The following is a 24,995-nucleotide window of genomic DNA, read 5'->3' as shown; positions in this document are numbered from 1 at the left end:
TTATCGGTCTACTATTCTAAAATTCGACATATTAATCGAAATTATAACATAATTATCTTAATTAAGTTCATTTTGTATCGTATTCTCCACTATTTATATAGAAAAAACGCAGTTAATTAATTTACGATGGCATAATACCATACGTACTACTATAACAGGGAGTTGGTACATAAATCTCTTTTGAAACTAAATTTGACAATATTTTCAATTTACGTGCAACGATTCTACATAAAAAAAACGATGTGCTAAAAGGCAGATGTACTTTTCCTTGTATACTGCCATTAATTATACTGAAAATTTACTTTATTTTTTAACACATAAACGTTATTTCATGCTATAATATGTCTAAATGTCATTGTCGTTTATTGGAAATTATACAATATTATTACTTTTTTTTACATCCTAGTAGCTAATCTGCCAATCTTAAAAAAAGGACTCGTTTAGAAGAATTATAGTATCGCATGTAAAGAAGGGAGTTTCGTTCGTTGGCTAGTAAAAAGATTTTTATGTCTGTATCTGCGACTGCAGTAATCGCTTCCGCCTTTGTTGCGGCTGACAAAGCCGAAGCATCCTCTTATAAGGTTCGAAGCGGCGATTCACTTTGGAAAATAGCCCAAAAACATAATGTGAGTGTAGGACAGTTAAAATCATTGAACAAGCTTTCTAGTGATTTGATTTTTCCAAATCAAGTATTGAAGACGAGCGCGACCAGTTCTACTGGAGCAAGTCAACCTTCTACATCCAGTCAGACTGGCAATTCCAACACGAATGGAAGTACATATACGGTTAAACCAGGTGATACTCTAAGTGGTATCGCATTTAAGCACAACGTATCCATCTCAAGCTTAATGAAGTGGAATAATCTCACTTCCACGCTCATTTACCCTGGTAATGTATTTGTTGTAAAAGGGAACGCCGGATCTGCAGCGAGCTCGAGTAACAATTCGGGAACTTCAGGCGGCAATAGCTCAAGCGGAAGTACTTCTTCAAGCGGGAGCAGTTCAAATGGAAGTGGAGCTTCGGCTGGGAATCACTCGAACAGCAGCAATGCTTCAGTAGCTGCTGGGTATACCGTAAAAGCTGGTGATACCTTATCAAAAATAGGAGCAAAATACGGCGTTAGCGTTGCCAACTTAAAAAAATGGAATCATTTGCGTTCAGACCTCATCTTTGTTGGACAAAAGCTACACGTTGGTAAGGCTTCTAGTGAATCTACTTCCAGCAATGCAAATTCGAATGAAGGAAATGGTGCAAGCAGCGAGTCAAACGCAGCGCCGCCAAGCACTACCGCCTATACTGTAAAATCAGGGGACACCCTTTCAAGAATAGCAGCTACTTATAAAGTAAGTGTTGCTAACTTAAAGAAATGGAACACGCTAAGCTCGGACATCATTTATATCGGCCAAAAGCTAAGTGTGAATGGACAAGCAGCAAGCAACATTCCAGCTGGCAGCACGAGCAACGGTAATAGCGGGACAACAACGGAAAATACTTCTGCGTCTTTCAACGTATCCCAGCTCGTCAATATAGCGAAAGGTGTTTTAGGCACTCCTTATGTGTGGGGCGGGCAGACGAAAAACGGGTTTGATTGCAGCGGGTTCATTCATTTTGCATACAACGAAGCAGGCTTAAGTATGGGGCGCCAATCAACCGATGGCTACTACAACCGTTCTTATTACATAGATAATCCACAAGTCGGCGATCTCGTCTTCTTCAAAAACACATACCGAAACGGCATATCCCATATGGGCATCTATCTAGGAAACAATCAATTCATTCATGCCGGCACATCTACCGGCGTAACCATTTCCAGCCTAAGCAATTCCTACTGGAAAAAGCATTACGATGGTTTTAAACGATTTTATTAACGGACAGAACGATAACTTCCAGCAACCGCTGGAAGTTTTTTCATTTTCTTAAGAGATGGATTTTCTGCTCGGCAGAAAATTACCATTAATGCTTTATAGAGCGTTTAATTGCATGCGGAAGAGATAGTTCGAGTCGGAGAAGGCGCTTATGGATCGCACGGGAACACGTTGCGAGCGCGAGAACACACTTTGCGAGCGTGCGGGCACCTTTTACGAGCGCGTGGGCGCACTTTGCGAGCGTGCGGACACCTTTTGCGAGCGCGCGGACACTCGTTGCGAGCGTGCGGGCACATTTTGCGAGCGCGCGGACACTCGTTGCAAGCGCGCGGGAACACGTTGCGAGCGTGCGGGCACTCGTTGCGAGCGCGCTGGCGCATTTTGCGAGCGCGCGGGCGCACGTTGCGAGCGCGCGGACGCATTTTGCGAGCGCGCGGGCACTCGTTGCGAGCGTGCGGGCACATTTTGCGAGCGCGCGGACACTCGTTGCGAGCGTGCGGCTTGGTGATTATTTTCGTTTCCATACTCTTTTGTTCGTGTCATAGTGAAGGTTTGCTGATTTTAATAGCCTTTGTGCGAGGTGGCGGCAGTTGATTCCTAGAAATTGCATACATTTTTTGTTCGTTATCCATGGATGGATCAGTAAAAAGTAATCGTTAAGTGCTGAGATATGGGCGAACATGGAGAACTGTTTACATTTTTTGCAGTACCATTGTTTTTTGTTGCGTATCATTCCGAGTTGTTTGCAGGTAGGACAGTGCACCCCTGGCAACAGCTGTTGTGCTTTTATTTTATATTGGCTTACAATATCTATGTCAAAATCCTTTGTTTCCTTTGTAATTTGTGCAGCTATTTTATTTGTTAAGGCTGCTTGACCTCTATTATTCCTCCCACTCATTTGCGTTTCAAACGATCGATTGTGCGTATAATTTATCGCATCCTTTTCACCTTCATCTCCAGCCGCAGCGAGCTCGTTGTCCAGCTCGATTATTTTTAACAAAAGATAGTCCGCATGTACAACTACATTTGCGATTTCCGCTTCGTCGCCTTTTACTTTTATGATTGTGCTCGGCTCACTAATTGCAATAAAGTAATAGATAGGAAGCTGGGGCAAGCTGCGCTCACTCAACCATAGTTTTAAATTTAGTACGCTACGTTCTGCTTGGGTAATGGGGTAACGAAAGCCGGTTTCTGCTTGTCCATCATGACGGATAAATTGCTTCAGTACAGTATCGAATGTGATCGTCCCGTCGTAATTTTTTACTTCAATGAGATAGATTGCATGCGAGCTAATAATGAGGGTGTCAATTTGCAGTTCTTTTCCGTGGACGTTGAGGCAAATGTCCTGTAGTTTTACATACGATGCGGGGAGCTGTTTCAACAGATAATCTACTTTTTGTTCACCAATAAAGCCTTTATATCTGCGGGCAATTTCCTTTTCAATTTGGGCACGCTGTGGGAAGTTCGTGGGTAGGCGAGCATTTAGTGCCTCAAGTTTTTTCAGGGGCAATGGCTTCATTCTTAGCATCACGTTCAATTTTCACCTTCTTTTCACATTTTCATTACATATTATTTTTGTTGTTAGAAAATGAATAATGAAGTATACGTCCAATTCACAGTTTCATAGAATAATACATCGAAAAATAAAATGGTAATTTGCTCGTTTCATCGGTTCATCGAGGGATAGTTTTGAGGAGGGGTTTTTGAATATAAAAAATATTCATTGTTGCCAGTATAGCATATGTTTAGCAAACATATCAAAGTGTGGTAAAATCAAAATTAAGAAATTATTCTATATACATAATGAAAGGCTGAGACACAAATGAACTTGAACAATTTTTCAAACTTTGACAAAATGCTAACACCAACAATTATAAAAATTGTTTTTTGGATTGGCGTTGTCATATCCGTTTTAATGGGACTAAATATGGTTCTTAATGGGTTAAATGCCCCATGGGGTGGTGGGTTCCAAGTTATTATGGGCCTATTAACAATCGTTATCGGACCTATTGTTGTACGCATTTATAGTGAATTATTAATTATTCTTTTCAAAATGCATGAGTCCTTGCAGGATATCCGAAGCACTCTGTTAAATCAAGCTGCATCCTCCCATATCGCCAACAGTCCACGTACGCAAACCATCGAAAACGATGAGAAGTAATTAGGGAACGATCACTTTTTTATACATAATCGAACAACGCAATCCACTCGATGCACGTATGTATCTGTTTTTTACAAAACAAGTGCTGTACAAGCACGCTTAAATGAGGAGTGCTGACAATGAAATGGATATCCTATACTTTAATTATAGCAGGGCTAGGTATTCTCGCATTCGGTGGAATGCAGCTTTTCCAATCTAAAATGAGCGAAGGAAAGCGGTTGGAAGAGGCAAAAGCGATTATTAGCGATGAAGTCGTTCAAGATACGGAACATGTAAGTTACGAGGACGTCCATGAGGGAGACACGATCGGAGTGTTTTATATCCCACGGCTTGATCGAGAAATTCCAATTATTGAAGGGACGGATGAGGAAGAGCTTGCCCAAGGTGTTGGACATTATACAGGAACTGGGTTTCCTGGGGAAAACCGACAAATTCTGCTCTCCGGCCATCGGGATACGGTCTTTCGAAAATTTGGCGAGCTTGAACATGGCGATGAGTTACATATTAAAATGAAAAATGGCACGTTCATTTATGAAATACTCGACCATGAAATCGTCGATGCCGATGATCGAACTGTAATTGATCCAGATCGTGCAGAAGAATATTTAACCGTTTCAACATGCTATCCTTTTTCATATGTAGGAAGCGCTCCTGATCGTTATGTTATTTATGCCTATCCGAAATAATTTCTCGGGTAGGCTTTTTAATTTGAACCGCAGCTGTAACGGACTCTTTTAAAGATGGTATGCGTGTTAATCGGTACACCAAATCTTTTGTGTGACAGGGCACACACGATTGGCTTCTATTACACCCATTGTTAACATACATGCTTGGAAGACGTTTCGCCGTGTAATAATATTCATTTCTGTAATTCAGACCGATCATGTAAACGGCATTGTAAGCTTCTCATTTTGCTTTATAAATGTCATTTTCTAAAGCAAAAACTTTCGTTCGAATGCAATCTTCTAATGTATCTTTTACACCGTTAAATGCGCATTTTTAAGAATTTTCCACTTCCAGTTACATATGTAGAGCTACACCGGTCAACTTTTTAGTACACCTGCAGGACAAAACAATCACACGTCTTAAATAACACCTCTACAAACGTTATACAATTTGTATAATACACTTACAAAAAATAACAGGAATATTTAGAATTGATTATACAATTTTATTATAGTATACTGTTGGACATCGCATAAATGACGTAATATGTACCATAAACCATTAAAAAAGGGATCGGAATTTTCGTTTTGATTTTTTACTAAAATTACAACAAGAATGGTTTAGTCATTATGTATGAATTGCATGGATGGTCGGTTTTATTATTGATTGTCGATCCTATCTTCTAACAAACGTGAAGGAGGTGTACGGGCTTTCATCACAGTACATTATCGAAGGTATTCAATTTAACTTTACATATTATAATTACGAGAGGATTGATTTGAAACATGGGTGGCTTTTTATTACTGGCAATATTTGGTATTTTCTTCATATCTTTAGCAATTATTACATCAAAGTATTTCACTATGAACGATGTAGATGAATTTGTCGTAGCGGGCAGAAGATTGCCATTTGGCTTAATCGCGGCAAGTGTGATGGTATCTTGGATTTGGACAACTTCCTTACTCGGTTCAGCAGAAGCCGGAATGTGGTATGGAATTGGCGGGGGACTAGCTTTTGCTCTAGGCTCATTTATTCCGTTCTTAATCTTTCTGCCGATTGTACTACGTCTTCGCAAAGTAATGCCTTATGGAATAACGTTTACTTCTTTTATCGAGGAACGCTATGGAAAAGTCGTTCAGTTCATCTTATTAATTTTTGTTGTTTTACTTGCCTTGTATGTTACGGTTGAACAATTAATTGGCATTGGGTATGCTATCTCCTTGGCATTTGATATTTCTTATATGTGGGTAGTCATCATTTCTACAATTATAATTACATTATACATTAGTATCGCGGGGCTTCGCGGATCGGTTTTCAACGATTTGTTTCAATTTTTCTTAATTACAATCGTCGTATTTGTATTCCTACCGATCATTTTAAAAATGTATGGAATGGAAACGTTGTATAATGGCCTAATGGATGTTGCTACAAATAAAAATAATCCGAATTACAATCCAGATAGCTTAAACCTATTTGCTCCCGCAGCATTACGTTATTTAGTAGTAGCTATGGTTGTAAGTATGGGTTTTGTATTTTTAGGTCAAGGCTATTATCAAAAAGCATTAGCTGCAATTAATAATAAAACATTAATTTGGTCTTTTCTTGTAGGAACTGTCTTTGCATGGGCACCAATTCCAATTTTATTCGGAACAATTCTTGGTGGTACAGGCTTGTCCATGGGATTAGTTGAAGGTGAGCAAATAAATGTAACAACGGATGTTGCTGCTTTTGTATTTAACAATTTCTTAAGCTCAACGGGAAGCATTCTCTTTTCATTAATGGTATTTATGGCTGGAATTACTACCGCAGGAAATGCAATCGTTGGCCTGCAAGGGGTTCTCATAGAAGATATTCACCCAAAGCTTTTCAAAAACAAGCCAAAAGTAGCCGATAAAGAAAAAATTAACTTCGCTCGTAAAGCAACGTTAGCTTTTGGATTGCTCATTATCGTCTTTGCTTTATTATTAGAAGGAGTATCTCTTTTATATATCGATATATTAAGTGGGATTATTTTCGCGGCTCCATTAGGCGCATTTATTTTAGGTTTATTCTGGAAAAAGCCTAGCGAAGCAACTGCCATTGCATCTATTGTAATTGGACTTTTGGGTGGTATTTTCACGTACCTACTCATTCAAAATCCAGATATTGATTACTTTTACGGCAACGTCGTATCTCTTGTTTTACCATTTATAGTCATTATTGTTGGCTCATTGTTTTCAACTAAAAACTTTGACTTTAATAGTTTGAAAAATTACCGCGCTCCAAAATAAATTTACGAAATCGTTAAGTAGACTATTTTTCTTTTATTTGAATCGAACATCTTATACGACTAGTTGTGCTTAAAATAAAAAATGTCTCCAGCATTTACGTCAAATGCAAAAATCAGCTAAACCCTATATAGATCGTTTTTTTCACTACAATCTGATCGGATAAAGGAGGAACAAAAATGATTAGCTTTGCCTTATTTCAATCATTTACATGGTTCTTTATTATTTTAGGATGGATCGGAACTTTAATTATTTCCGTTGCTTCCATTACTGAAATATATAAAATGTTTAAAGGAGCGAAATAAATTGCTAGAATTTGATCCAAACGACAACTCGGCCGTACTCATCATCGATATGCAAAATGACTCTGTACGTCCCGACGGTGCTTTACCAGCAGAAGGCGCATTAAATATTATTGATACTATTCGCGAATTGTTAGAATTAGCACGCAAGAATAACATCCCAATTATTTACATTACTCATATTCACCGAAAAGATTTATCCGACTTTGGTATTGCGCATTACTTTGAACCGCCAAGCGTTATAGAAGGAACCGATGGGGCTGAAATTATCGAAGAGCTAACACCACAAAAAGAGGATATCATCGTTACTAAAACAAGGTACGATGGTTTCTTCCAAACAGAATTGGATTCTATTTTACGTCAAAAAAAGATTACGAACCTCATTGTTTCAGGAGTGCTTACTGACGGTTGTGTACTCGGTACAGTACAACACGCTCGTAGTCTGGATTATAAAGTATGCCTACTTGAAGATTGTACAGCGGGAACAACACATGAAAAGCATGTAGCAGCATTGGACATTCTTTCTACCTATTGTGTACGTGTTGCAAATCTTGAAGAAACAATCGATATGTTTGCGTTAAAAAGATAATGATCGTTACGTAACCCTTTTCAAAAACGGCTTTAGTCTAGAACACTTTAGACTGAAGCCGTTTTACTTTCCTTTTAAAATGGGAGTTTAATAAAACTATTTGTAAGGAAAATACTTCATCCTTATTCATTACGTGCCGAGTGTCAATTGTAGTTTAGTTTGTTAAATCATACATCAATCAATTCATATCTCCCTTACCCATATTCCCTTTAACCTGTTTTAACGTTGCTACGATAAGAAAGCTCACAATTACTAATAATGTCCATGAGCTCACCTTTCCTAAATGAACGAGACTCCAAACTTCCGTCTGATTGGGATATTTCCAAGCACCAAAGAAGGTTGCAATGTTTTCCGCAATCCATATGAAAAATCCGATGAGTACAAAAGATAGTGTAACAGGCAGTCGGTAGGTTATACCGTTAATGTCGAATGTAACCCACGCGCGCCAAAAAGTGAGCAAAACGAGTCCAGCTAACCACCAACGAATGTCAAGCCAATAATGGTGCGTAAAAAAGTTTAAATAAATCGCGGCAGCTAATGGAGCGACTATAATGATCGGTGGCCAATATATGAGGGAAACGTTTAATCGCCGCCATGCCTGACATAGATAGCTCGCAACACTTGCGTACATGAACCCGCTATACAGCGGCACACCTAATAGTTTGAAATAACCTTCCTCTGGATACGACCAAGATCCCATATTCACCTTGAAAATTTCCAGCACCAATCCAATTAAATGAAACAAGGTTATAACCTTTAATTCGTCAACCGTTTCAATTCCAGACCGTACCATCAACCATTGCGCGAAAAGGAAAATAATTAGCAACCAATCGTACCGTGCTAAAAAAGGCAGTTCAACATACTTCGTAAATGCAAGCGAGAAAAACACAACAAGCGGAAACAAGCAAGATAGTGCCTCCTCCCAACCGAACCGAAAAAGCTGCTTTGTTCCGAACCCTAATTTGGCTATAAAAGGCTTTTTAATAGATTTTGTATGAATAGACAAGCCCAAGCGTATCCCCTCTTTTATCAATCGTATTTAGCAGGAACTGCATTAAACTTCACTTATAAACCGAGGCTCTCAGCTTCGTAAGCCTAATTTAACTTCATATTCCCGCTTGAATTGTCTGTTAAAAAAACGCACATTCGACCAGTCCCCGTTCATTGCCATTTGCGTTATTTCTCGTTATTTACATTCTCATCACTCTGATATTCTAAAATATCGCCCGGCTGGCAATCTAGCGCCTTACAAATTGCCTCTAATGTAGAAAAGCGTATAGCTTTCGCTTTCCCATTCTTTAATATTGAAAGATTGGCCATCGTTATCCCAACTTTTTCAGAAAGCTCCGTTACACTCATTTTTCTTTTCGCCAGCATTACATCAATATTAACGATTATTGCCATGCCTCCCACCTCAAACCGTTAAGTCGTTTTCTGACTTTATTTCTATTGCCTTTGATAAAAGCTTTTGAAGAACAGCAGCGAAAACAGCAACTACAATCGAAGCAAAAACAATAGGAATTCCGATCATTGCGATCCCTGGATGAAAAGCATTCTGTGACACGAGAACGATAATTCCAATCGTATATAAACTACTAATTATAAACGCACAATACGTTATATATTGTAAAGACTTTACGGACGCTATCGAAAAAGCGTTATTATTATCAATATAATTTAATAGCAAAAAGGCTTGATAAAGCGCAAAATAAAATGGAATGGCAGTCAAATACAATCCACTTAAAATTGGATAGCGTAAATAAGCATACTCCGGGTACATGTCCACCGTATACCGTGCTAACCAAGGAAGTCCAAAAACACATAAAAATAAAATCGGTAATCCGATTAGTATGAGTGCAGCCTTTAAAAAGCGTGTTTCTCGTTTCAATATACGCACCTCACTTTATCAATTTCAGTATAAATATAGCACAGCATTTATCGAATATCAATAAATAATTATTGAAAAGGATGATATGAAGAGGAAAATATAAGATGAAAAAGGAATCCTTATTTATGTAGAAGTGCTTCTACTCCACTTGTCAGAAAAACTTATAAGAACATGCATTATTAATTGCTCTATAAATGCATACGCACGAATAGCATTTATTAACTAGACGTGCGTATAGAAAATATTTGCAGCAACAAAGGATAGAACTATAAGATAAATCAATCAATCGAACAAAACTTTATTTCATTTTTTCAGGCAATGCACGGATTGATTCGATCAACACGTTCAGCTTCCCTTCAATTCGGTGCAATAAATAAAATGTCACCGCAATCGGAAACCCGACCTCCGTCACAAATGAAAACCATGTCTCCACTGAATCCCCCTCCATTCTTATTTTAAATGAAAATATATATGCAGATTGAGAAAAGAAAGAATAACATGTTACACCACTTCGCGCGCAGGAGCTGGCAAACGTGCGGGCGCATTTCGCGAGCGTGCGGGCACCTTTTACGAGCGTGCGGGCACATTTTGCGAGCGTGCGGGCACTCTTTGCGAGCGCGCGGGCACTCTTTGCGAGCGCGCGGGCACTATTTGCGAGCGCGCGGACACCTTTTGCGAGCGCGCGGGCGCATTTTGCGAGCGCGAGAACGACGTTTGCGAGCGTGCGGGCACTATTTGCGAGCGCGCGGGCACGCTTTGCGAGCGCGTGAACACCGTTTGCGAGCGCGTGGGCACTATTTGCGAGCGCGTGAACACCGTTTGCGAGCGCGCGGGCGCACTTTGCGAGCGCGCGGGCACTCTTTGCGAGCGCGCGAGCGCACTTTGCGAGCGCGAGGACGCACTTTGCGAGCGCGTGGGCGCACTTTGCGAGCGTTCGACATCTTTTCATGAGCGATATGCATTAGTCTGCTTGCATCATTAGTACGATTATAAAAGAAATGATGCTGCACTCCACAGCAAGGAAGTGCAGCATCGCCATTCGTTCTAACATTAGCTAATTTGCCGTTTTATTCATCCGCTTTTTATTTCCTCATACCTCTCATACCTCGCTTTTTATTGCTCGAGGATGCGCACTTTATTGTGGCAATTCTATATCTTGCACGTTACGTTCCACAACTCGTGCGCTCTTAATGGCAACTAGATCGCCGCCGGTTGATGTGAATGCGTTTTGTGTAATGATTTCATTCATTGCAGCTTTTACTGCTACAGGATCAACCGGTTCATTTGGCTTTTCTAGTGTGTAGGTTACTGTTTTTCCATCTTGGTTTTCAAACTTTAATTCAAGTTTTTTCATGGTTCAATCCTCCCTTCTCGTGATTCCCTAATATCGATTCCATTTAACGATCCACACGATGTACTTTTAAACACCTTTACGCGTTATGCTTCATGGATATCGGTACTGTCCTTTCGTTGTACTAAATAAAGTGGACGTTGTTGCAAGCCGGCCATTGCTGTTGCAACGGCATATAGTTGATTTGCAGTCGCGCTCGTTTTTACATTATTAAAGTTTTTTGACTTATAGAGTGCTTCTCCCGAAAACAAGTCCGTTCCGTCATCGAAGATCAACCGCAGCTGTGAATTCATTAAATTTGCTTCAGCCATGACGTTCACCCCCCTTCACCAATACAATCGCTGTATTTTGAAAGGAGGGGGCATAAGAATTGATTTCATATACACTTTGCACATAAAATGCTTGCTTCAAAAACCTCTTTCCATACTTACATCTCCTAACCATTTCACTCCCGTTGTGTACTGCGAATAAGGTAAAGGTCATCATCATCGGCAAATTATATTAAATAATAATAAAAGTTGCTGCGCACACGAACCATTTGCCCCTTGTAATTGTTAAAAATCGAAAGTATATATAAGTTGATTTTCTAAAAAATTCTGTAAGCGGCTACGAAAACTGTACACGTATACAACTTCAATCCCGCCTTCACAATTGATCACTTCGCTGCCTAATACGAACCTTATACATTTCGTATCTTTACGAGCGTATGAAACAATAGTAAAATGGTGGATGAATAGGTTCCTTCGAAAACGAGCGTGCACTTTTTATCGTGCGTTGCGAAAAAATATTCCTCTATAAATCAAGAAAATTATGTTTTCATTAGGATCCGCTTGAATTTAAAGGAGATTGTGTAAATGTCCGAAAGTAAAAGTACACGACTTAACAATTTAAAATCGAAAAAAAAGAAAAAAATGCTTATATATATCGTACTGCCTATATCAGTCATTCTACTCTCCGTAATTTCATTTGGTATTCATTTATATATGAAAGCCCAAAATACTGTGAATGACTCATTTGAAGAAATAGATCGAGAAAATCAAACATCTGATTTAAGAGAAGAAGCTGTGAATCCGATCGATGATAACGTGTCGGTTCTTATTATTGGCGTTGACGACAGTGAGAAACGCGGATTTGAAAACAGTAGTCGTTCCGATACGTTGTTACTAGCGACATTTAATAAAACGAGGGAAGATGTTAAACTCCTAACGATCCCAAGAGATTCCTACGTATATGTCCCTGAGGTCGGGTATCATACAAAAATCAACCATGCGCATGCTTTTGGTGGACCAAAGGCAACAATGGACACCGTTGAAGAATTTTTAAATGTACCGGTAGATTATTACGTCCGCCTAGACTTTGAAGCATTTATCGAAATTGTAGATACGTTAGGTGGCATTCAATACGACGTTCCCTATGAAATTCACGAAATGGATTCAACCGATAAAAAGGACGCCATACATTTACTTCCCGGCTATCAAAAATTAAATGGTGAAGAAGCGTTAGCATTAGCGAGGACTAGAAAATATGACAGTGATATTGAACGTGGAAAACGACAACAGGAAATTATTAAAACAGTTGTGAAGGAAGCTGCATCGGCTTCCGCTTTATTCAAGTTGGATAACTTGATGGAAGCCGTTGGGGATAATATGACAACGAACCTATCTTTTAAAGACATGAGAAGCTTTATTACCTATGGCTTGCAAAAATCAATCCCGATATCTACCGTTAACTTAAATGGACACGGCGGAAAAATGAACGATGGGCTTTGGTATTACCAAGTAGAAGAAGAAAGCAGAGTTGCCATTGAAAAAGAATTGCGTTCGCATTTGGAATTACCGATTAAAGACTTACCTGATTCAGAACTGCAAACCGAGCGAAACAGTAATCAATATGAAGAAGCACAATCGTATTAACGCTGCACTAGCAAGGCGATAAAATTGGATCACTCTGTACGAATGAGACAATAAATCTTAAAGAAGGAGAGTTCATCATATGATCTCTCCTTCTTTAAGAAATGAAACCAATTTATTCTTTTTTCAGCAAAATTAAAAACATAAATTTAAACACTTTAAAAATCCTTTTCAATCGAAACGGTTGCTTTAATAAACGATACAACCATTCTAAATTCAGATTAATCCATGCTTGTGGAGCTCTTTTGACAACACCTGCCAATACATCAAAGCTACCACCAACCCCCATGAAGAGTCCTTTTTCAAATTGATTGTTATGCATTTCGATCCACTGCTCCTGCTTAGGTAAACCTAAGGCGACAAATATTAAATCTGGGGACGCGCGCTTTACATCTTCTACAACACTTAAATCATCTAATTGAAAAAACCCATGATGATGACCTGCTATTTTTACATTCGGATACTTCTGTTCGACAACACGAACAACTTTTAAATTAACAGAACCCGATGCCCCTAAAAAATAACATGATAAACCTTTTTCGTTTGCAATTTGTAATAAATCCAACATTAGCTCATAACCTGGAATTCTCTCACGTAACGGATGTTTTTTATATTTAGCAGCTAACAAAATTCCTGCACCATCGGGAATTACGTAGTCTGCTGATTGGACAACCTTTTTATATGAAGCATCCTCCTTCGTCCGCATTACGATTTCGGGATTTGCTGTAACAATAAAGGTTTTGTTCCCATTCATAAGATGTGGACGTAAAATATCATTAACTAAACTGCTTTTTGATATATTTAGAAATGGAATGTCCATAATGTTTAGAATGCTATTTTTTCCCCTCATTGTTTGGCAACCTTTCTGTTAAAGAGTCCAAATCCAAATGTACTTTCATGCAAACGATTTAGTCTCGTATATGAACGCTAAATTTTATCGGTAGGTTTACATTCAGTTAGTAGAAGTTTCAAATGAGTAATAAAACACTTACGACTTCGAGCTGCTCATGATACAATCTACAATTCTCTCTGTAGCCTTTCCATCCGCAAAGTCAAAAAAGCGATTGGAAAACTCCGTAATCTCATTTATGTTAAACATATCCTCTTTGATTGTTTTAACAATGGATTCCGTATCGATGACGATCGGACCTGGAACTAATTCACGATAGTTGTAATAAAAATCTCTTTCTTCAATATAGTCCTCTAAGTCATATGCAAAGAAGATCATCGGCCGCTTCAATAAACTATAATCAAAAAACACGCTTGAATAGTCTGTAATTAAAATATCGGTTAAAACTAATAGTTCCATAATCGTCGAAGTATCTTGAATGTTAATTACAAAATCCTTCAAATGATTTGGTATAGATAGCTCGTTTCGCATATATGGATGTAAATGAATGAGCAGCACATATTCTTCGCTTAAATGTTCATGCATACGTTCCAGATCGATTGGACACGAAAATGAATTTTGGTGATGACTCTTTCCACGAAACGTTGGTGCATAAAGGATTATTTTCTTTCCTTCCATTCCTGAATAGGAGTTATAAAAACTGGAGGTGAATCGTTCAATTTCTTCTTTCTGATAGAAGTAGTCTGTTCTCGGTATTCCAAGTGGATAAATGCGTTCATGCGGCATGCCAAAAGCTTCTCCATAAAAGGGAATAACACGCTCTGTACTCACAAATGCTTTTGAATAGTTGCCATGAATGTTTACATGTTTCAAATATTCCTTACTAGGCCCATACGTTTTTCCAATCGTACTTAAACCGAACTTTTTAAATGCACCTGAGCTATGCCATAATTGAATAACTTCTACTTCTTTTCTTAGCTGAAGGACGTATAACGGGAAATAATAATCATCAACAATAAAATATCGAGAGGTGGCAAGATGGTAGCATGCATGGATCATATGGATAATATACCTTACCTTACCAATAAACGTACTATCCAATCTTTTAAAGAAGATATGCCGTTCAAAAGAAGGATACTTTAACCCTATTTTTTTATGTACATGGCATAGATTGTCTGTAAGTCGATCCGATCGATAAGAAGCAAACGTTACTTTATTCGATTTAACGTTGAAGAACAGACAAAATACGCTATATACAAAACGCAACAAAAATTTAACAATTATAGTAGGTACTAATTTTAATTGATTCACTATATACCTACTCCTAACTCTGCAAGTTTAATAGATTTTCGTATATGTAATTGACTTGTTTGTGCAATACTTCCTGCTGATTATCCGTAGAATAGAAAATGTCGAGAACTCTTTTTCGATCTTGTTTATAATTGTTCGGATATTTAATTGCCTGATCGAGCTCTGAAAGCAAATCAGAAAAGACATTCACCTTTGGCCCAGGAGTTACATCAAAATAATTGAAATACATTTCATTCGATTTTTGTAGATAAACAGTTAAATCATAACTATAAAAAAGGACTGGACGATCCAGCAATAAAAAATCAGTGTAGCAGCTTGAGTAATCCGTAATTAATATATCGGTATATTTCAGTAATAACTGTGGATCATACGTTTCTTCGCTTATATCAATAATATTTTCATACGTTGATGGTACTTGTCCACTACTATACATATGGCGTTTCACAAGAAATATATACCCTTGCTCTTTACAATATTGATTCAGTTTATTAAAATCGATCACTACGTTTATATCCGTTTCGAGCTTACCAAAGTTCCGATGTGTAGGCATGTACATAATTATTTTTTCATTTCTAATCCATTCGGGTATTTCAAAATCTTCCTTTGTATCTTTAAAAAACACATCATTTCGCACTTGACCTAATTGTAAAATGTTTCCTTCTGGAACTAGAAACGTTTCTGGATAATAAGAAGATACCGCTTCACTCGTCGAAACGACATAGTTTGTTTTCGCTTGATTTGTTTTTACAACAAGCTTACCAAAATATCGCTTCAACCAACTTTTATCATGCAAAACCTTATAGGAAAATGTATTTTTATTTGCTCCCCAAACCTTTTTTAAGCCTACGCCGTGCCATGTGTTGTATGATATCGCTCCACCTAAAAAAGACTTACTGAAATCATCATTAATAGAGTGAGAATGAATGACAAGCTTAGTACGTAGTTGATAGTAAATCCCTTTAGATGAATGGTGCTTAAACGCATGATATCCTTGCCTTCTTAACTGGGATACGACTTTATCGTTTCGCGAAATCCAAACACACGTTATTTTTGGATTATTTGCCATTTCTAAAAACAAGTATTTAGTATTTCCGCGAAAACCTTGTCCATTCTCGCCTCCAAAAACTACTAAGCTGTCTGATTTAGGGACGAGCTTAGAAAAAAGATGAATCGTAAAAACGATCGACCGTTTTGCTATTATTCTAATTTTTTTAATTAGAGGTTTGTTCACAGAGAGCAAGATTAGTAGCAATAATATAATTTGAACTGTATCAACGATTGTCATACGTACATCGCCTCACCTGTAATAATTCGTTCGTCTATATCGCTGGCTCGTTTTCGCGTATTTTCTCTACTTGCTTTCGAACTACGATATTTTGGCCGTCCAAGCATACGCCTTCGTCAGATAATAGATTGCGGACCACTTCACCAACATGTTCCGGTTGCATGATCGTCGTTGGATCCTCATCCGGCGCCAATACTTTTCGAAGCTCTGTAGCACATCTACCTGGAGAAATACAATATACAAGGATACCGTAATCAGCAAGCTCCTCGGACAACGTTTGCGACATGCTAATAATAGCTGCCTTTGACGAGGCATAAGCGAGCCAGCCAGGACGAGCTGAGCTTCCAGCAGTCGATGCTACGTTTAAAATTTTACCCCCCGTTTTTTTCATAAACCGTACCGATTCTTTTGTAATATTAAATATCGAGTGAACATTAATACTGTAAGTCTTTTCCCAATTTTCCATAGTCGTTTCCAAGAGAGACTTTGGCTCCGCATAGCCTGCTACATTAACAAGCATATCAATTGAACCATAATGGGTACCGATAGAATGTATATATGAAGCAACATCTTCATAGAGAGTTAAATCCATTGGTTTGCATTGGATATTTTTATCTTGATTCATTTCTTTCACTGTATTATTTAATCCTTCTTCGGATCGCGCAATTAAAACAAAGTTACTAATATCATCTCTTTTACTGAGTGCTACAGCAATCGCCTTACCAATACCACGGCTAGCACCTGTAATGATACATGTTTTAGACATTAGTATCGCTCCTTTTCTTTATAGATGACCTCTGCAATTTGTCGATCAACCGGCTTCGTGATTTTAATATTGTAGTCACTGCCTTTTAAAATTGTAATTTCCGATTTGTAATAATGGAAATAGAGACTAGCATCTTCCGTAAATTCCATAGCATCTTTTCGTGCACATTCGTGCGCGTATAATAGCTTTTTTCGATCGTATTTATGAGGAAGCTGCACATTAACTAAATTCGACCGATTTAAATTCGCCTCCACAACCTTTTTTCCTTGCAACACAGTAAATGGTATATCTGTTCCAAATATAGCGTTTTCATTTTCACAATGTATTAACGTTTCATATTCATCAACAGAAACAAATGGTCTTACCGCTTCATGAATAATAACATGATCCAGAGTAGCTTCTTGGAGACCTTTATATACAGATTCTTGTCTCGAATCCCCACCTTCTATACAATGAATCCGCTTAGAAAAATTATAATTTTTTATAATACTTTCTGTCTTTTCAACAAACTCCTTTGGACAAGGTATGATAACCTCAGCTATTTCATCAATGCTGTCTATCTTCTCCAAAACATGTATAAAAATTGGTTTTCCCGCTAACAGCAAAAATTGTTTCGGAATGTTAAGCTGCATCCGCTTTCCGATTCCACCAGATAGTAAAATAAAACTATATTTCTTCATAGTGACCTCCTCGTAAATTCCCTTAATTCACTATTATACCGCTATTCATCCTAAAGTTAAATAGAACATGGTATTATTATCCTATAAAACCAATTATTGCACGACGTGTTCGCGATGTTTTTGCATCATACTGCTTTTATAGTCTCCCTTTTCTTTTTTGCTCATCTTTTTCCACTTTTTAATAAAATTTTCATACATCGGCAGTACTTCTTCTGCTCGTCCAAATTCTTTCACCATCCCATATTCCAGCCACACTATTTTATCGCAGAACTTTTTCATTTGCCCTAAGGAGTGACTGACAAAAATCATTGTCTTGCCTTCTTTTCTAAATTCTTTCATTTCTTCTAAACATTTTTCGGCAAACGCCTTGTCACCGACAGATAGTGCCTCATCAATGATTAAAATATCTGGATTAATATTTATTGTAATCGCGAATCCAAGTCTAGACTTCATCCCACTTGAATACGATTTAACCGGTTGATCAATAAACTTTCCTAGTTCTGAATATTCAATGATCTCTGGTTCCATCTTTTTAATTTCAGCTTTGCTAAAGCCTAGCATTAAACACTTTAGCTCAATATTATCTCTGCCTGTTAAGGTTTCTTTTAATCCAGCTGAGACGGCTATTAAAGATGTTTTTCCATTAACTTCGACGTATCCAGATGATTCCGGTACGATGCCAGCTATAATGTTGGAAAGTGTTGATTTTCCAGAACCGTTTATACCGATAAAACCTAACGTTTCTCCTTTTTCAACTTCCAAGCTGACATTTGACAAAGCATAAAAATCCTCGCCATATTTTTTAGGCGTGATTAAGTCGAGCAGTCGTTCCTTTGTGCCGTTATATAGCTTGTATTTTTTTACTATATTTTTTAAAACAATTGCTTTTTGCATATTTATCACAAACCTTTATAAATAATCAATAAAGTGCCTTCTAAATTTCAGGTGTAGCATCGCACCAAAAGCAAATAATATTAAAACTAAGCCCCAAAAATATAACGTGTACTGCCAATGCACAACGAAGTACCATTCCACCCCAAAGAAAGCAGCACGATAGCCTTCGATAAGATAATATAATGGGTTAAGCATTAAAAGCTTTACAATAAACGGATCCTTTATTATCGCAGAGACAGGCCATAAAATTGGTGATACGTATAAGACCATACGCAGTGTTGCATTTAAGAGCATATGAAGATCTCTTATAATAGTAGATAACGTTGAAGTAATTAAAGCGATTGCAAACAAAAGACAAAACGTTGCGATAATAAAATACAATAATTGTACATAATATATATTTATTGTATAACCTGACAGCTGGAGAATGATTATTGTAATAACGAGCAAAACTAAATGAATGTAAAACTGAGAAAATATGACAATGTTAGGAATTACACTCATAGGGAAATTCATTTTTGATAGCATTTTTAATCTGCTGTAAATAGACTTTGAACCTAAAATCGTTGATTGGTAGAAAAACACCCACAACGTAAAAGCGCCCAATAACCATAAAATAAAAGGAACTTCAAAACCAGGTGCAACCTCCACATCTGCCCGTTGTCGAATACTCCCAAAAACAAACCAGTAAATCAATATTTGAATTGCTGGATTAATAATTTCCCAGGCCATTCCTAAATAGTTGTTTCGATTTTTACTCTTTATTTCATATAAAGACAACCTTTTAATTAAATAAAAGTGTTTGAATTGTTCTGTAATTATAGCGATCAAGGATTTCATACATATTCCCTTTCAAATCTTTATATTCTAAACGAAAAGTTAGTTTATGCGTTATTAAATTATACATTCATGGCCACTAATTGACAATGATAATAAGGTTTTGTACGGTTTTATGAGTAAATAAACGATTCCTTTCAATTTTTAGATATTCGTAAAACAACGGATATGGAGAACTTTTTAAAATTATATACTCGCTTTCTTCGGTCGAGTGGTGAGCTTCCTCGTGTTATGCTCACCGATCTCATTCTCTTCTTTATTTCCGCTGGATTCTCGCCATTAGCTACCGAAGAGGCTTTCTTGTTTTCCACAAGCTAATCCGAAAACCTAAACTTCTAAACTGCTTCATGTATCACAAGGTTCCTCCTTCATCACCGCAAAATTGTAAATTGGATGTAAACGGTATATTAAAATTGTGTAAATATATGGTATTATAAATGTATAGGATGAAATATCTCACATTGAAGGAGAATTTCAAATGAAAAAAGTGATCACATACGGTACGTTTGATCTAATACACCCAGGCCATATTAATATACTGAAGCGTGCAAAACAATTAGGCGATTATCTGATTGTGGCGCTTTCTACAGATGAATTCAATTCCAAGAAAAATAAACAAGCATACTATAATTATGCGAACAGAAAAGTGATACTGGAATCTATTCAATATGTAGATAAAGTAATACCTGAAATCAGTTGGGAACAAAAAATTGAAGATATACGAAAATATAATATAGATACCTTTGTAATGGGCGATGATTGGGAAGGGAAGTTTGACTTTCTCCAGAAGTATTGTGAAGTTGTCTATTTGCCGAGAACAATTGGAATTTCTACTACTAAAATTAAAAACGACTTACACATGGTGCACAATGGCTAGAGAGCTATCCATCACCATTTATCTTTTTGTTTTTCGTACCTTTTTCACTCTTTTTAAGATGTTTCCATTGAAGAATAAAACTGTTTGCGTTGCTTCTTTTGGGGATAATATTTTCTATACCGCTCAATCATTAAAAAACGATTCCCCCGAAGAAGAAATCGTTATTTTAAAAAGCTCAACATGTAAGTATCCCTTTAATAAATCGCTCGGTAAAATCATACCTTTTCAAACTACACGTCCGATTGCTTTCTTACATTCTATCTATCATCTTGCTACTGCTCGTACTATTTTAGTAGATAACTATTTTGGTTTTTTAGCTGTTACCGCCTTCCGTGAAGACGTTACGTGCATTCAATTATGGCATGCAGCAGGAGCGATTAAGCAGTTTGGTCTAAAAGACCCTTCGACAAAAATGCGTAGCGTAAAAGCAAATGAGCGATTTCAAAAGGTATACGACCGTTTCGACTATGTAGTCGTTGGTTCTGAGAAGATGGCAGGAATTTTTGGCGACAGCTTCGGCCTATCTCATGCCTCTATTTTACGTACAGGAATCCCTCGGACAGATGTATTTTTCAATAAACAAAAACAGCTTGAAATCGTTCAGCAGCTTTATAGAGCGTATCCAGCACTTAATCAGAAAAGGAAAAAAGTCATTGTTTATGCCCCTACCTTTCGCAAAGATGGAAATCATCATTTAGAGCTAGAGCTAGAAATTCAAAAGTTATATGATGCATTTTCAAATGAATATATATTAGTTATTAAACACCATCCATCCGCAGCTTATCGATTAAACGAAAAGTATTCAGACTTTGTATATGATGTATCCGATTATTACGATATAAATCACTTCCTATTTATTACAGATATATTAATTACCGATTATTCATCGATTCCTTTTGAATTTGCACTATTGGAAAAGCCCATGATCTTCTATGCGTATGATATGGATGCATATAAGAAATCAAGCGGTTTGATTGCTCAATATGAAAGCATTATGCCTGGCCCAGTCGTATGTACAACGGAAGGAATTATTGAAGCTATTAAAAAGAACGAATTTGACCGCGAGACAATTAAACGATTTGCGAAAGACTGGAATGAATATTCACGCGGGAAATCGAGTGAGAATTTGGTACGATTTCTAACCGCTACTGAGGAACAAGAAAGAGCCTTTGGATAACAATATAGGTTGGATTTGGTCACCCACATTGTAGCAGGGTGACTTTTTTATTTTAAATGTACTCTTTATACGAGCTATATTTATATGCTTAAATGAATTTGTCTCTTAAACCATTATCGGTGCAATTCGACAATTGTAATCATTTTTTAACAAGTATCGTGTTATAAATATGGTAGTATCAAAATCAGATTGCAATAAACTACAAAAAAAACTATAATTATAAAGATGCATTATTTCCGACGCATAACGTTTAAAGGAGTTTATACTACACATGAATCGTAAAAGAATGAGAGTCGTAAAAAAAAGGAAAAGACGAATTCGCCACGTTCTTCTTATTGTAATTATATTATTTTTATCATTACTCGGATTTGGCGCATATCTCGCATATCAAACATACCAGGCGGCAAGTGATTCTTATGACGACCTAGGTAGAGATAAATCGGATTTGAGGGATGATCAAGTAGCAATTAGCAAAGACCCTATTTCAATTTTATTAATGGGTGTGGAAGATTACTCCTCTGGAGGGGAACATGGTCGTTCAGATACATTAATGGTTGCAACTTTTAATCCTGATGATGAACGACTGAAATTATTAAGTATACCAAGAGATACAAAGGTTGAAATCGTTGGAAAAGGCAGAGAAGAAAAGATTAATCATGCCTACGCATACGGTGGTAAAAAAATGACTATTGATACTGTTGAAAACTTTTTAGACATTCCGATTGATTACTATGCTTCTGTAAATTTTGATGCTTTTAAAAATATTATAGACACGCTTGGTGGTGTTAAAGTTGAAGTACCCTTTAACTTTGTACAATATAGTGATGATGAGCCACCAATAAGATATAAATTTTTAAAAGGAGAAATGGAGCTAAACGGTAGTCAAGCTTTAGCATTTGCACGAATGAGAAGTAAAGACCCTCGTGGTGATATTGGAAGAAATGATAGACAGCAGGAAGTCATACGGGGAATAATCGATAAAACAACGTCTTTTGGAACCATCAGTAAAATTGATGATCTCGCTAAAGTTATAGGACAGGATACTGAAACTAATATGAAAATTAGTGAAGGTATATCATTCTTCAAATCCTATTCAAACTTTAATGTTAGTAGTATTGATAAATTAACATTAGAGACTTATCCAGAAACTATTAATGGTTTGAGTTATCAAATAGCAAAAGATGATTCTTTAGAAGAAGTTATAGCTACACTCAAAAAACATTTAGAATTAGATAGTATATCTAATCCGAGTCAATAATTAATATCGCTTCCAATAAAAACACGCAAATCCTTTTGTTTTTATTTTGTCGTTAAAACAAGTTTAACAAATTTTGGAGTTTGCGTATTTTTATTTTGTTGAATTTTTTCTATACCACAACATATATTTTAGAGCCAAAAACGGTTGTGTTTATTTTATATAAACACAACCGTTTTTTATTCGAGTCTGGTTATGTGCCAGCTTCTTCTAATTATTTATAAACTGGGATATCAAGGTACAACGTATATGAATCTAACTGTTGATACAAGTTATACATTGTATTGACTTGCTTTGAAGCCCATCCAATATCTGTAGCATATTGTTTACCGTATCTGTTGTTATTAGCCATGAACTCAGGATCCCAACGCATTTTATATAGTGTGTTTTGTCCTTTTTTAATATATCCATTTCCAATAAACTTAGCGCCACCAACAATTGCTTTATAAGGAGTGTCCCAACCTAACTCATAAGCTTTTTTTGCACCACATGTTACGGGACAGCTATCATTTGCGCCATATCCGTACATATTATAAACAGTTGTTCCATTATATTGAACGCCTTGAGCTAAGGTTGAACTACCATGACCAGTCTCTAATATAGCATGTGATACTAAATATATATCATTTATGCCATGTATACGACTAGCATCTATAAATGCTTGTCCTTGCCCCGCTAATATTCCCTTACCTTTTAAAAAGTTATTCAAAATTGATGCAGAAACGTCACTTCCGCGTGCTAAATCTAAGAATTGAAACTTTTGTATACTGTCATTTAAAAAATTAAGTGGATCTAGATAATAAAGTGTATCTGAAGGACTGGCATTTACAGTGAATCTACTTTTTGAAAACTCAATTTCATACCATCCATTTATTTCTCTTATTATCTTTACTTTATTTCCATTTTTCAGTTGACCTACTACCCAATAATCCGTGCTAGGTCCACCTCTCACATTCAAAGCACTAGCTGTTACTTCGTTTTTATCATTAATAAAATCCTTTGAAACATAGGTTTTGTAATTATTAGTTGTTTGTGGATTAGCTTCTAATTGAATTTGTAACGCTTCATCTAATGTTAGGTCGTAACTTGTGTATTTTTGTCCTATTATATCTAGGTTAGATTTACTTACATAACCAAGACGACCGCTAACATCTACCAATACCCAATCGCCAATATCTGATATCATCGGATAAGTAACATCTTTATATAGTGAACTAAACTGCTTCAATCCAGTATCTGTCTTCTCATAGACAGCTACATTTATTACTGGCTTAAATAAAGTTTTACTATTTTCAAAAGCGGTATTTATATTTTTTATTTTCCAACCATCACCTGGCTTAGTATATACCTTTCTTACATATCCAATATCATTTCCGAACTTAATAACATGATAACCGCCCGTATCACTGATTCTAGGAAATACCTCACCTTGATCTACCGCTCCTACTGCTATTAAACGGTTTTCTTTTTTTATATAGATGGCCGTTCTAGTGGTAACTTCAAAATACTTATCATTCGCAGTGAACTCTGAAACTACGTGTTTTTTATTAACATAGCCAATTCGTCCGCCTAAATCTACTAAATACCAACCACCTATATCTGAAATTAGTGGATAGGATACTCCTTGATACAGTGAGCCAAACTGCCTCAAACCATTGTCTGTTTTCTCATAGACTGCTATATTTAATGACGGTTTAAATAGTTGTTTCGTATTTTTGTAGGATTTGTTTAGATTATTAATCTTCGACCCATTACCCGGTTTTGTATACTCTTTCTTTACGTAACCTACCGTGTTTCCAAACTTAATCTCATGGTAGCTTCCATAGTCGCGAATACGTGGAAATACTTGCCCTTGATCTACCGCTCCTACCCTAGTAGAGCTATCTCCTGCTTTCAGATAGATAGCGGTTCTTGTAGTAACTTCAAAATACTTATCGTTCGCAGTGAACTCTGAAACTACGTGTTTTTTATTAACATAGCCAATTCGTCCGCCTAAATCTACTAAATACCAACCACCTATATCTGAAATTAGTGGATAGGATACTCCTTGATACAGTGAGCCAA

At 36.9% G+C, this 24,995-nt stretch carries 25 protein-coding genes; 10 read left to right on the top strand and 15 right to left on the bottom strand.

The genetic code is table 11. From position 1 onward, the window contains the following. Positions 1–1,415 precede the first annotated feature (1,415 nt). Positions 1,416–1,868, top strand: coding sequence for a C40 family peptidase (locus tag ACLIBH_RS12710; RefSeq protein WP_439317087.1), 453 nt, complete (start codon positions 1,416–1,418; stop codon positions 1,866–1,868). A 505-nt stretch (positions 1,869–2,373) separates the two neighbouring features. Here the strand turns inward: ACLIBH_RS12710 and ACLIBH_RS12705 are convergent. Further along, on the bottom strand, positions 2,374–3,393 hold the full coding sequence (locus tag ACLIBH_RS12705) for a nuclease-related domain-containing protein (protein WP_439317086.1): 1,020 nt from the start codon (positions 3,391–3,393) through the stop codon (positions 2,374–2,376). A 294-nt stretch (positions 3,394–3,687) separates the two neighbouring features. Here ACLIBH_RS12705 and ACLIBH_RS12700 point away from each other — a divergent pair, with 294 nt between their 5' ends. The 5 genes from ACLIBH_RS12700 (at position 3,688) to ACLIBH_RS12680 (ending at position 7,850) form a co-directional block, all read left to right on the top strand. Beyond that, positions 3,688–4,026 (top strand): DUF4282 domain-containing protein, encoded by a 339-nt coding sequence (locus ACLIBH_RS12700; protein ID WP_439317083.1) that lies wholly within the window; start codon positions 3,688–3,690, stop codon positions 4,024–4,026. 119 nt (positions 4,027–4,145) lie between these two features. Then, positions 4,146–4,712: a class D sortase gene (locus tag ACLIBH_RS12695; protein WP_439317082.1), complete on the top strand. Its 567-nt coding sequence runs from the start codon at positions 4,146–4,148 to the stop codon at positions 4,710–4,712. 765 nt (positions 4,713–5,477) lie between these two features. Then, positions 5,478–6,962 carry a sodium:solute symporter family transporter gene (locus tag ACLIBH_RS12690; RefSeq protein WP_439317081.1) on the top strand — a complete coding sequence of 495 codons (1,485 nt, stop codon included), beginning with the start codon at positions 5,478–5,480 and terminating at the stop codon, positions 6,960–6,962. A 176-nt stretch (positions 6,963–7,138) separates the two neighbouring features. After that, positions 7,139–7,264 carry a hypothetical protein gene (locus ACLIBH_RS12685; protein WP_439317080.1) on the top strand — a complete coding sequence of 42 codons (126 nt, stop codon included), beginning with the start codon at positions 7,139–7,141 and terminating at the stop codon, positions 7,262–7,264. A gap of 1 nt (position 7,265) precedes the next feature. Further along, positions 7,266–7,850, top strand: coding sequence for a cysteine hydrolase family protein (locus tag ACLIBH_RS12680; protein WP_439317079.1), 585 nt, complete (start codon positions 7,266–7,268; stop codon positions 7,848–7,850). A gap of 178 nt (positions 7,851–8,028) precedes the next feature. Here the strand turns inward: ACLIBH_RS12680 and ACLIBH_RS12675 are convergent, their stop codons facing one another. The 6 genes from ACLIBH_RS12675 to ACLIBH_RS12650 all read right to left on the bottom strand — a co-directional run bounded on the left by ACLIBH_RS12675 (position 8,029) and on the right by ACLIBH_RS12650 (position 11,400). Next, positions 8,029–8,856, bottom strand: a complete 828-nt coding sequence (locus tag ACLIBH_RS12675; protein ID WP_439317085.1) for a DUF817 domain-containing protein — start codon at positions 8,854–8,856, stop codon at positions 8,029–8,031. A gap of 170 nt (positions 8,857–9,026) precedes the next feature. Next, positions 9,027–9,254 (bottom strand): helix-turn-helix domain-containing protein, encoded by a 228-nt coding sequence (locus tag ACLIBH_RS12670; protein WP_439317078.1) that lies wholly within the window; start codon positions 9,252–9,254, stop codon positions 9,027–9,029. Positions 9,255–9,264: 10 nt separating this feature from the next. Next, entirely contained in the window at positions 9,265–9,738 is a 474-nt protein-coding gene (locus ACLIBH_RS12665) for a DUF2975 domain-containing protein (RefSeq protein WP_439317077.1), read from the bottom strand. Positions 9,739–10,036: 298 nt separating this feature from the next. Continuing rightward, the gene (locus ACLIBH_RS12660) at positions 10,037–10,171 is read right to left on the bottom strand and encodes a YvrJ family protein (protein WP_439317084.1); all 135 of its coding nucleotides are present in this window, start codon (positions 10,169–10,171) and stop codon (positions 10,037–10,039) included. A gap of 702 nt (positions 10,172–10,873) precedes the next feature. Continuing rightward, a complete protein-coding gene (locus ACLIBH_RS12655; protein WP_439317076.1) occupies positions 10,874–11,092 on the bottom strand; it encodes a DUF2922 domain-containing protein in 219 nt (72 codons plus the stop codon). An 83-nt stretch (positions 11,093–11,175) separates the two neighbouring features. Next, the gene (locus ACLIBH_RS12650; protein WP_439317075.1) at positions 11,176–11,400 is read right to left on the bottom strand and encodes a DUF1659 domain-containing protein; all 225 of its coding nucleotides are present in this window, start codon (positions 11,398–11,400) and stop codon (positions 11,176–11,178) included. 543 nt (positions 11,401–11,943) lie between these two features. Between ACLIBH_RS12650 and ACLIBH_RS12645 the strand changes: the two genes are divergently transcribed. Continuing rightward, on the top strand, positions 11,944–13,002 hold the full coding sequence (locus tag ACLIBH_RS12645; RefSeq protein WP_439317074.1) for an LCP family protein: 1,059 nt from the start codon (positions 11,944–11,946) through the stop codon (positions 13,000–13,002). A 112-nt stretch (positions 13,003–13,114) separates the two neighbouring features. Here ACLIBH_RS12645 and ACLIBH_RS12640 read toward each other — a convergent pair whose 3' ends face one another. The 7 genes from ACLIBH_RS12640 to ACLIBH_RS12610 all read right to left on the bottom strand — a co-directional run bounded on the left by ACLIBH_RS12640 (position 13,115) and on the right by ACLIBH_RS12610 (position 19,625). After that, positions 13,115–13,849 (bottom strand): WecB/TagA/CpsF family glycosyltransferase, encoded by a 735-nt coding sequence (locus ACLIBH_RS12640; RefSeq protein WP_439317073.1) that lies wholly within the window; start codon positions 13,847–13,849, stop codon positions 13,115–13,117. Positions 13,850–13,987: 138 nt separating this feature from the next. Further along, a complete protein-coding gene (locus ACLIBH_RS12635) occupies positions 13,988–15,160 on the bottom strand; it encodes a CDP-glycerol glycerophosphotransferase family protein (RefSeq protein ID WP_439317072.1) in 1,173 nt (390 codons plus the stop codon). 13 nt (positions 15,161–15,173) lie between these two features. Then, entirely contained in the window at positions 15,174–16,445 is a 1,272-nt protein-coding gene (locus ACLIBH_RS12630; protein WP_439317071.1) for a CDP-glycerol glycerophosphotransferase family protein, read from the bottom strand. Between the two features lie 34 nt (positions 16,446–16,479). Beyond that, on the bottom strand, positions 16,480–17,211 hold the full coding sequence (locus ACLIBH_RS12625; RefSeq protein ID WP_439317070.1) for an SDR family oxidoreductase: 732 nt from the start codon (positions 17,209–17,211) through the stop codon (positions 16,480–16,482). Further along, positions 17,211–17,891: an IspD/TarI family cytidylyltransferase gene (locus tag ACLIBH_RS12620; RefSeq protein ID WP_439317069.1), complete on the bottom strand. Its 681-nt coding sequence runs from the start codon at positions 17,889–17,891 to the stop codon at positions 17,211–17,213. The genes ACLIBH_RS12625 and ACLIBH_RS12620 overlap by 1 nt, the downstream gene beginning before the upstream one ends. A 93-nt stretch (positions 17,892–17,984) precedes the next feature. Next, on the bottom strand, positions 17,985–18,785 hold the full coding sequence (gene tagH, locus ACLIBH_RS12615; protein WP_439317068.1) for a teichoic acids export ABC transporter ATP-binding subunit TagH: 801 nt from the start codon (positions 18,783–18,785) through the stop codon (positions 17,985–17,987). Positions 18,786–18,800: 15 nt separating this feature from the next. Next, entirely contained in the window at positions 18,801–19,625 is an 825-nt protein-coding gene (locus tag ACLIBH_RS12610; RefSeq protein WP_439317067.1) for an ABC transporter permease, read from the bottom strand. Positions 19,626–20,100: 475 nt separating this feature from the next. Here ACLIBH_RS12610 and tagD point away from each other — a divergent pair, with 475 nt between their 5' ends. The 3 genes from tagD to ACLIBH_RS12595 all read left to right on the top strand — a co-directional run bounded on the left by tagD (position 20,101) and on the right by ACLIBH_RS12595 (position 22,934). Continuing rightward, complete coding sequence (gene tagD, locus ACLIBH_RS12605) at positions 20,101–20,499, top strand: glycerol-3-phosphate cytidylyltransferase (protein ID WP_439317066.1); 399 nt, start codon at positions 20,101–20,103, stop codon at positions 20,497–20,499. Then, positions 20,492–21,676 (top strand): CDP-glycerol glycerophosphotransferase family protein, encoded by a 1,185-nt coding sequence (locus tag ACLIBH_RS12600; RefSeq protein ID WP_439317065.1) that lies wholly within the window; start codon positions 20,492–20,494, stop codon positions 21,674–21,676. Before tagD ends, ACLIBH_RS12600 begins: the two co-directional genes overlap by 8 nt. 271 nt (positions 21,677–21,947) lie before the next feature. Beyond that, on the top strand, positions 21,948–22,934 hold the full coding sequence (locus tag ACLIBH_RS12595) for an LCP family protein (RefSeq protein WP_439317064.1): 987 nt from the start codon (positions 21,948–21,950) through the stop codon (positions 22,932–22,934). 211 nt (positions 22,935–23,145) lie between these two features. Here the strand turns inward: ACLIBH_RS12595 and ACLIBH_RS12590 are convergent. After that, positions 23,146–24,995: SH3 domain-containing protein (locus ACLIBH_RS12590; RefSeq protein WP_439317063.1), on the bottom strand; the 1,850-nt coding region annotated here is incomplete at its 5' end.

The sequence above is a fragment of the Virgibacillus sp. W0430 genome, from assembly GCF_051846935.1.
Lineage (GTDB): Bacteria > Bacillota > Bacilli > Bacillales > Amphibacillaceae > JBPYCR01.
This window is presented reverse-complemented; position numbering and strand designations above follow the sequence as displayed.

Excerpts from the sequence above, each read along its gene's own strand:
- ACLIBH_RS12705 (WP_439317086.1), bottom strand. The coding sequence starts at position 3,393 with ATGCTAAGAATGAAGCCATTGCCCCTGAAAAAACTTGAGGCACTAAAT.
- ACLIBH_RS12700 (WP_439317083.1), top strand. The coding sequence starts at position 3,688 with ATGAACTTGAACAATTTTTCAAACTTTGACAAAATGCTAACACCAACA.
- ACLIBH_RS12695 (WP_439317082.1), top strand. The coding sequence starts at position 4,146 with ATGAAATGGATATCCTATACTTTAATTATAGCAGGGCTAGGTATTCTC.
- ACLIBH_RS12690 (WP_439317081.1), top strand. The coding sequence starts at position 5,478 with ATGGGTGGCTTTTTATTACTGGCAATATTTGGTATTTTCTTCATATCT.
- ACLIBH_RS12685 (WP_439317080.1), top strand. The coding sequence starts at position 7,139 with ATGATTAGCTTTGCCTTATTTCAATCATTTACATGGTTCTTTATTATT.
- ACLIBH_RS12670 (WP_439317078.1), bottom strand. The coding sequence starts at position 9,254 with ATGGCAATAATCGTTAATATTGATGTAATGCTGGCGAAAAGAAAAATG.
- ACLIBH_RS12655 (WP_439317076.1), bottom strand. The coding sequence starts at position 11,092 with ATGAAAAAACTTGAATTAAAGTTTGAAAACCAAGATGGAAAAACAGTA.
- ACLIBH_RS12650 (WP_439317075.1), bottom strand. The coding sequence starts at position 11,400 with ATGGCTGAAGCAAATTTAATGAATTCACAGCTGCGGTTGATCTTCGAT.
- ACLIBH_RS12645 (WP_439317074.1), top strand. The coding sequence starts at position 11,944 with ATGTCCGAAAGTAAAAGTACACGACTTAACAATTTAAAATCGAAAAAA.
- ACLIBH_RS12640 (WP_439317073.1), bottom strand. The coding sequence starts at position 13,849 with ATGAGGGGAAAAAATAGCATTCTAAACATTATGGACATTCCATTTCTA.
- ACLIBH_RS12630 (WP_439317071.1), bottom strand. The coding sequence starts at position 16,445 with ATGACAATCGTTGATACAGTTCAAATTATATTATTGCTACTAATCTTG.
- ACLIBH_RS12625 (WP_439317070.1), bottom strand. The coding sequence starts at position 17,211 with ATGTCTAAAACATGTATCATTACAGGTGCTAGCCGTGGTATTGGTAAG.
- ACLIBH_RS12620 (WP_439317069.1), bottom strand. The coding sequence starts at position 17,891 with ATGAAGAAATATAGTTTTATTTTACTATCTGGTGGAATCGGAAAGCGG.
- tagH (WP_439317068.1), bottom strand. The coding sequence starts at position 18,785 with ATGCAAAAAGCAATTGTTTTAAAAAATATAGTAAAAAAATACAAGCTA.
- ACLIBH_RS12610 (WP_439317067.1), bottom strand. The coding sequence starts at position 19,625 with ATGAAATCCTTGATCGCTATAATTACAGAACAATTCAAACACTTTTAT.
- tagD (WP_439317066.1), top strand. The coding sequence starts at position 20,101 with ATGAAAAAAGTGATCACATACGGTACGTTTGATCTAATACACCCAGGC.
- ACLIBH_RS12600 (WP_439317065.1), top strand. The coding sequence starts at position 20,492 with ATGGCTAGAGAGCTATCCATCACCATTTATCTTTTTGTTTTTCGTACC.
- ACLIBH_RS12595 (WP_439317064.1), top strand. The coding sequence starts at position 21,948 with ATGAATCGTAAAAGAATGAGAGTCGTAAAAAAAAGGAAAAGACGAATT.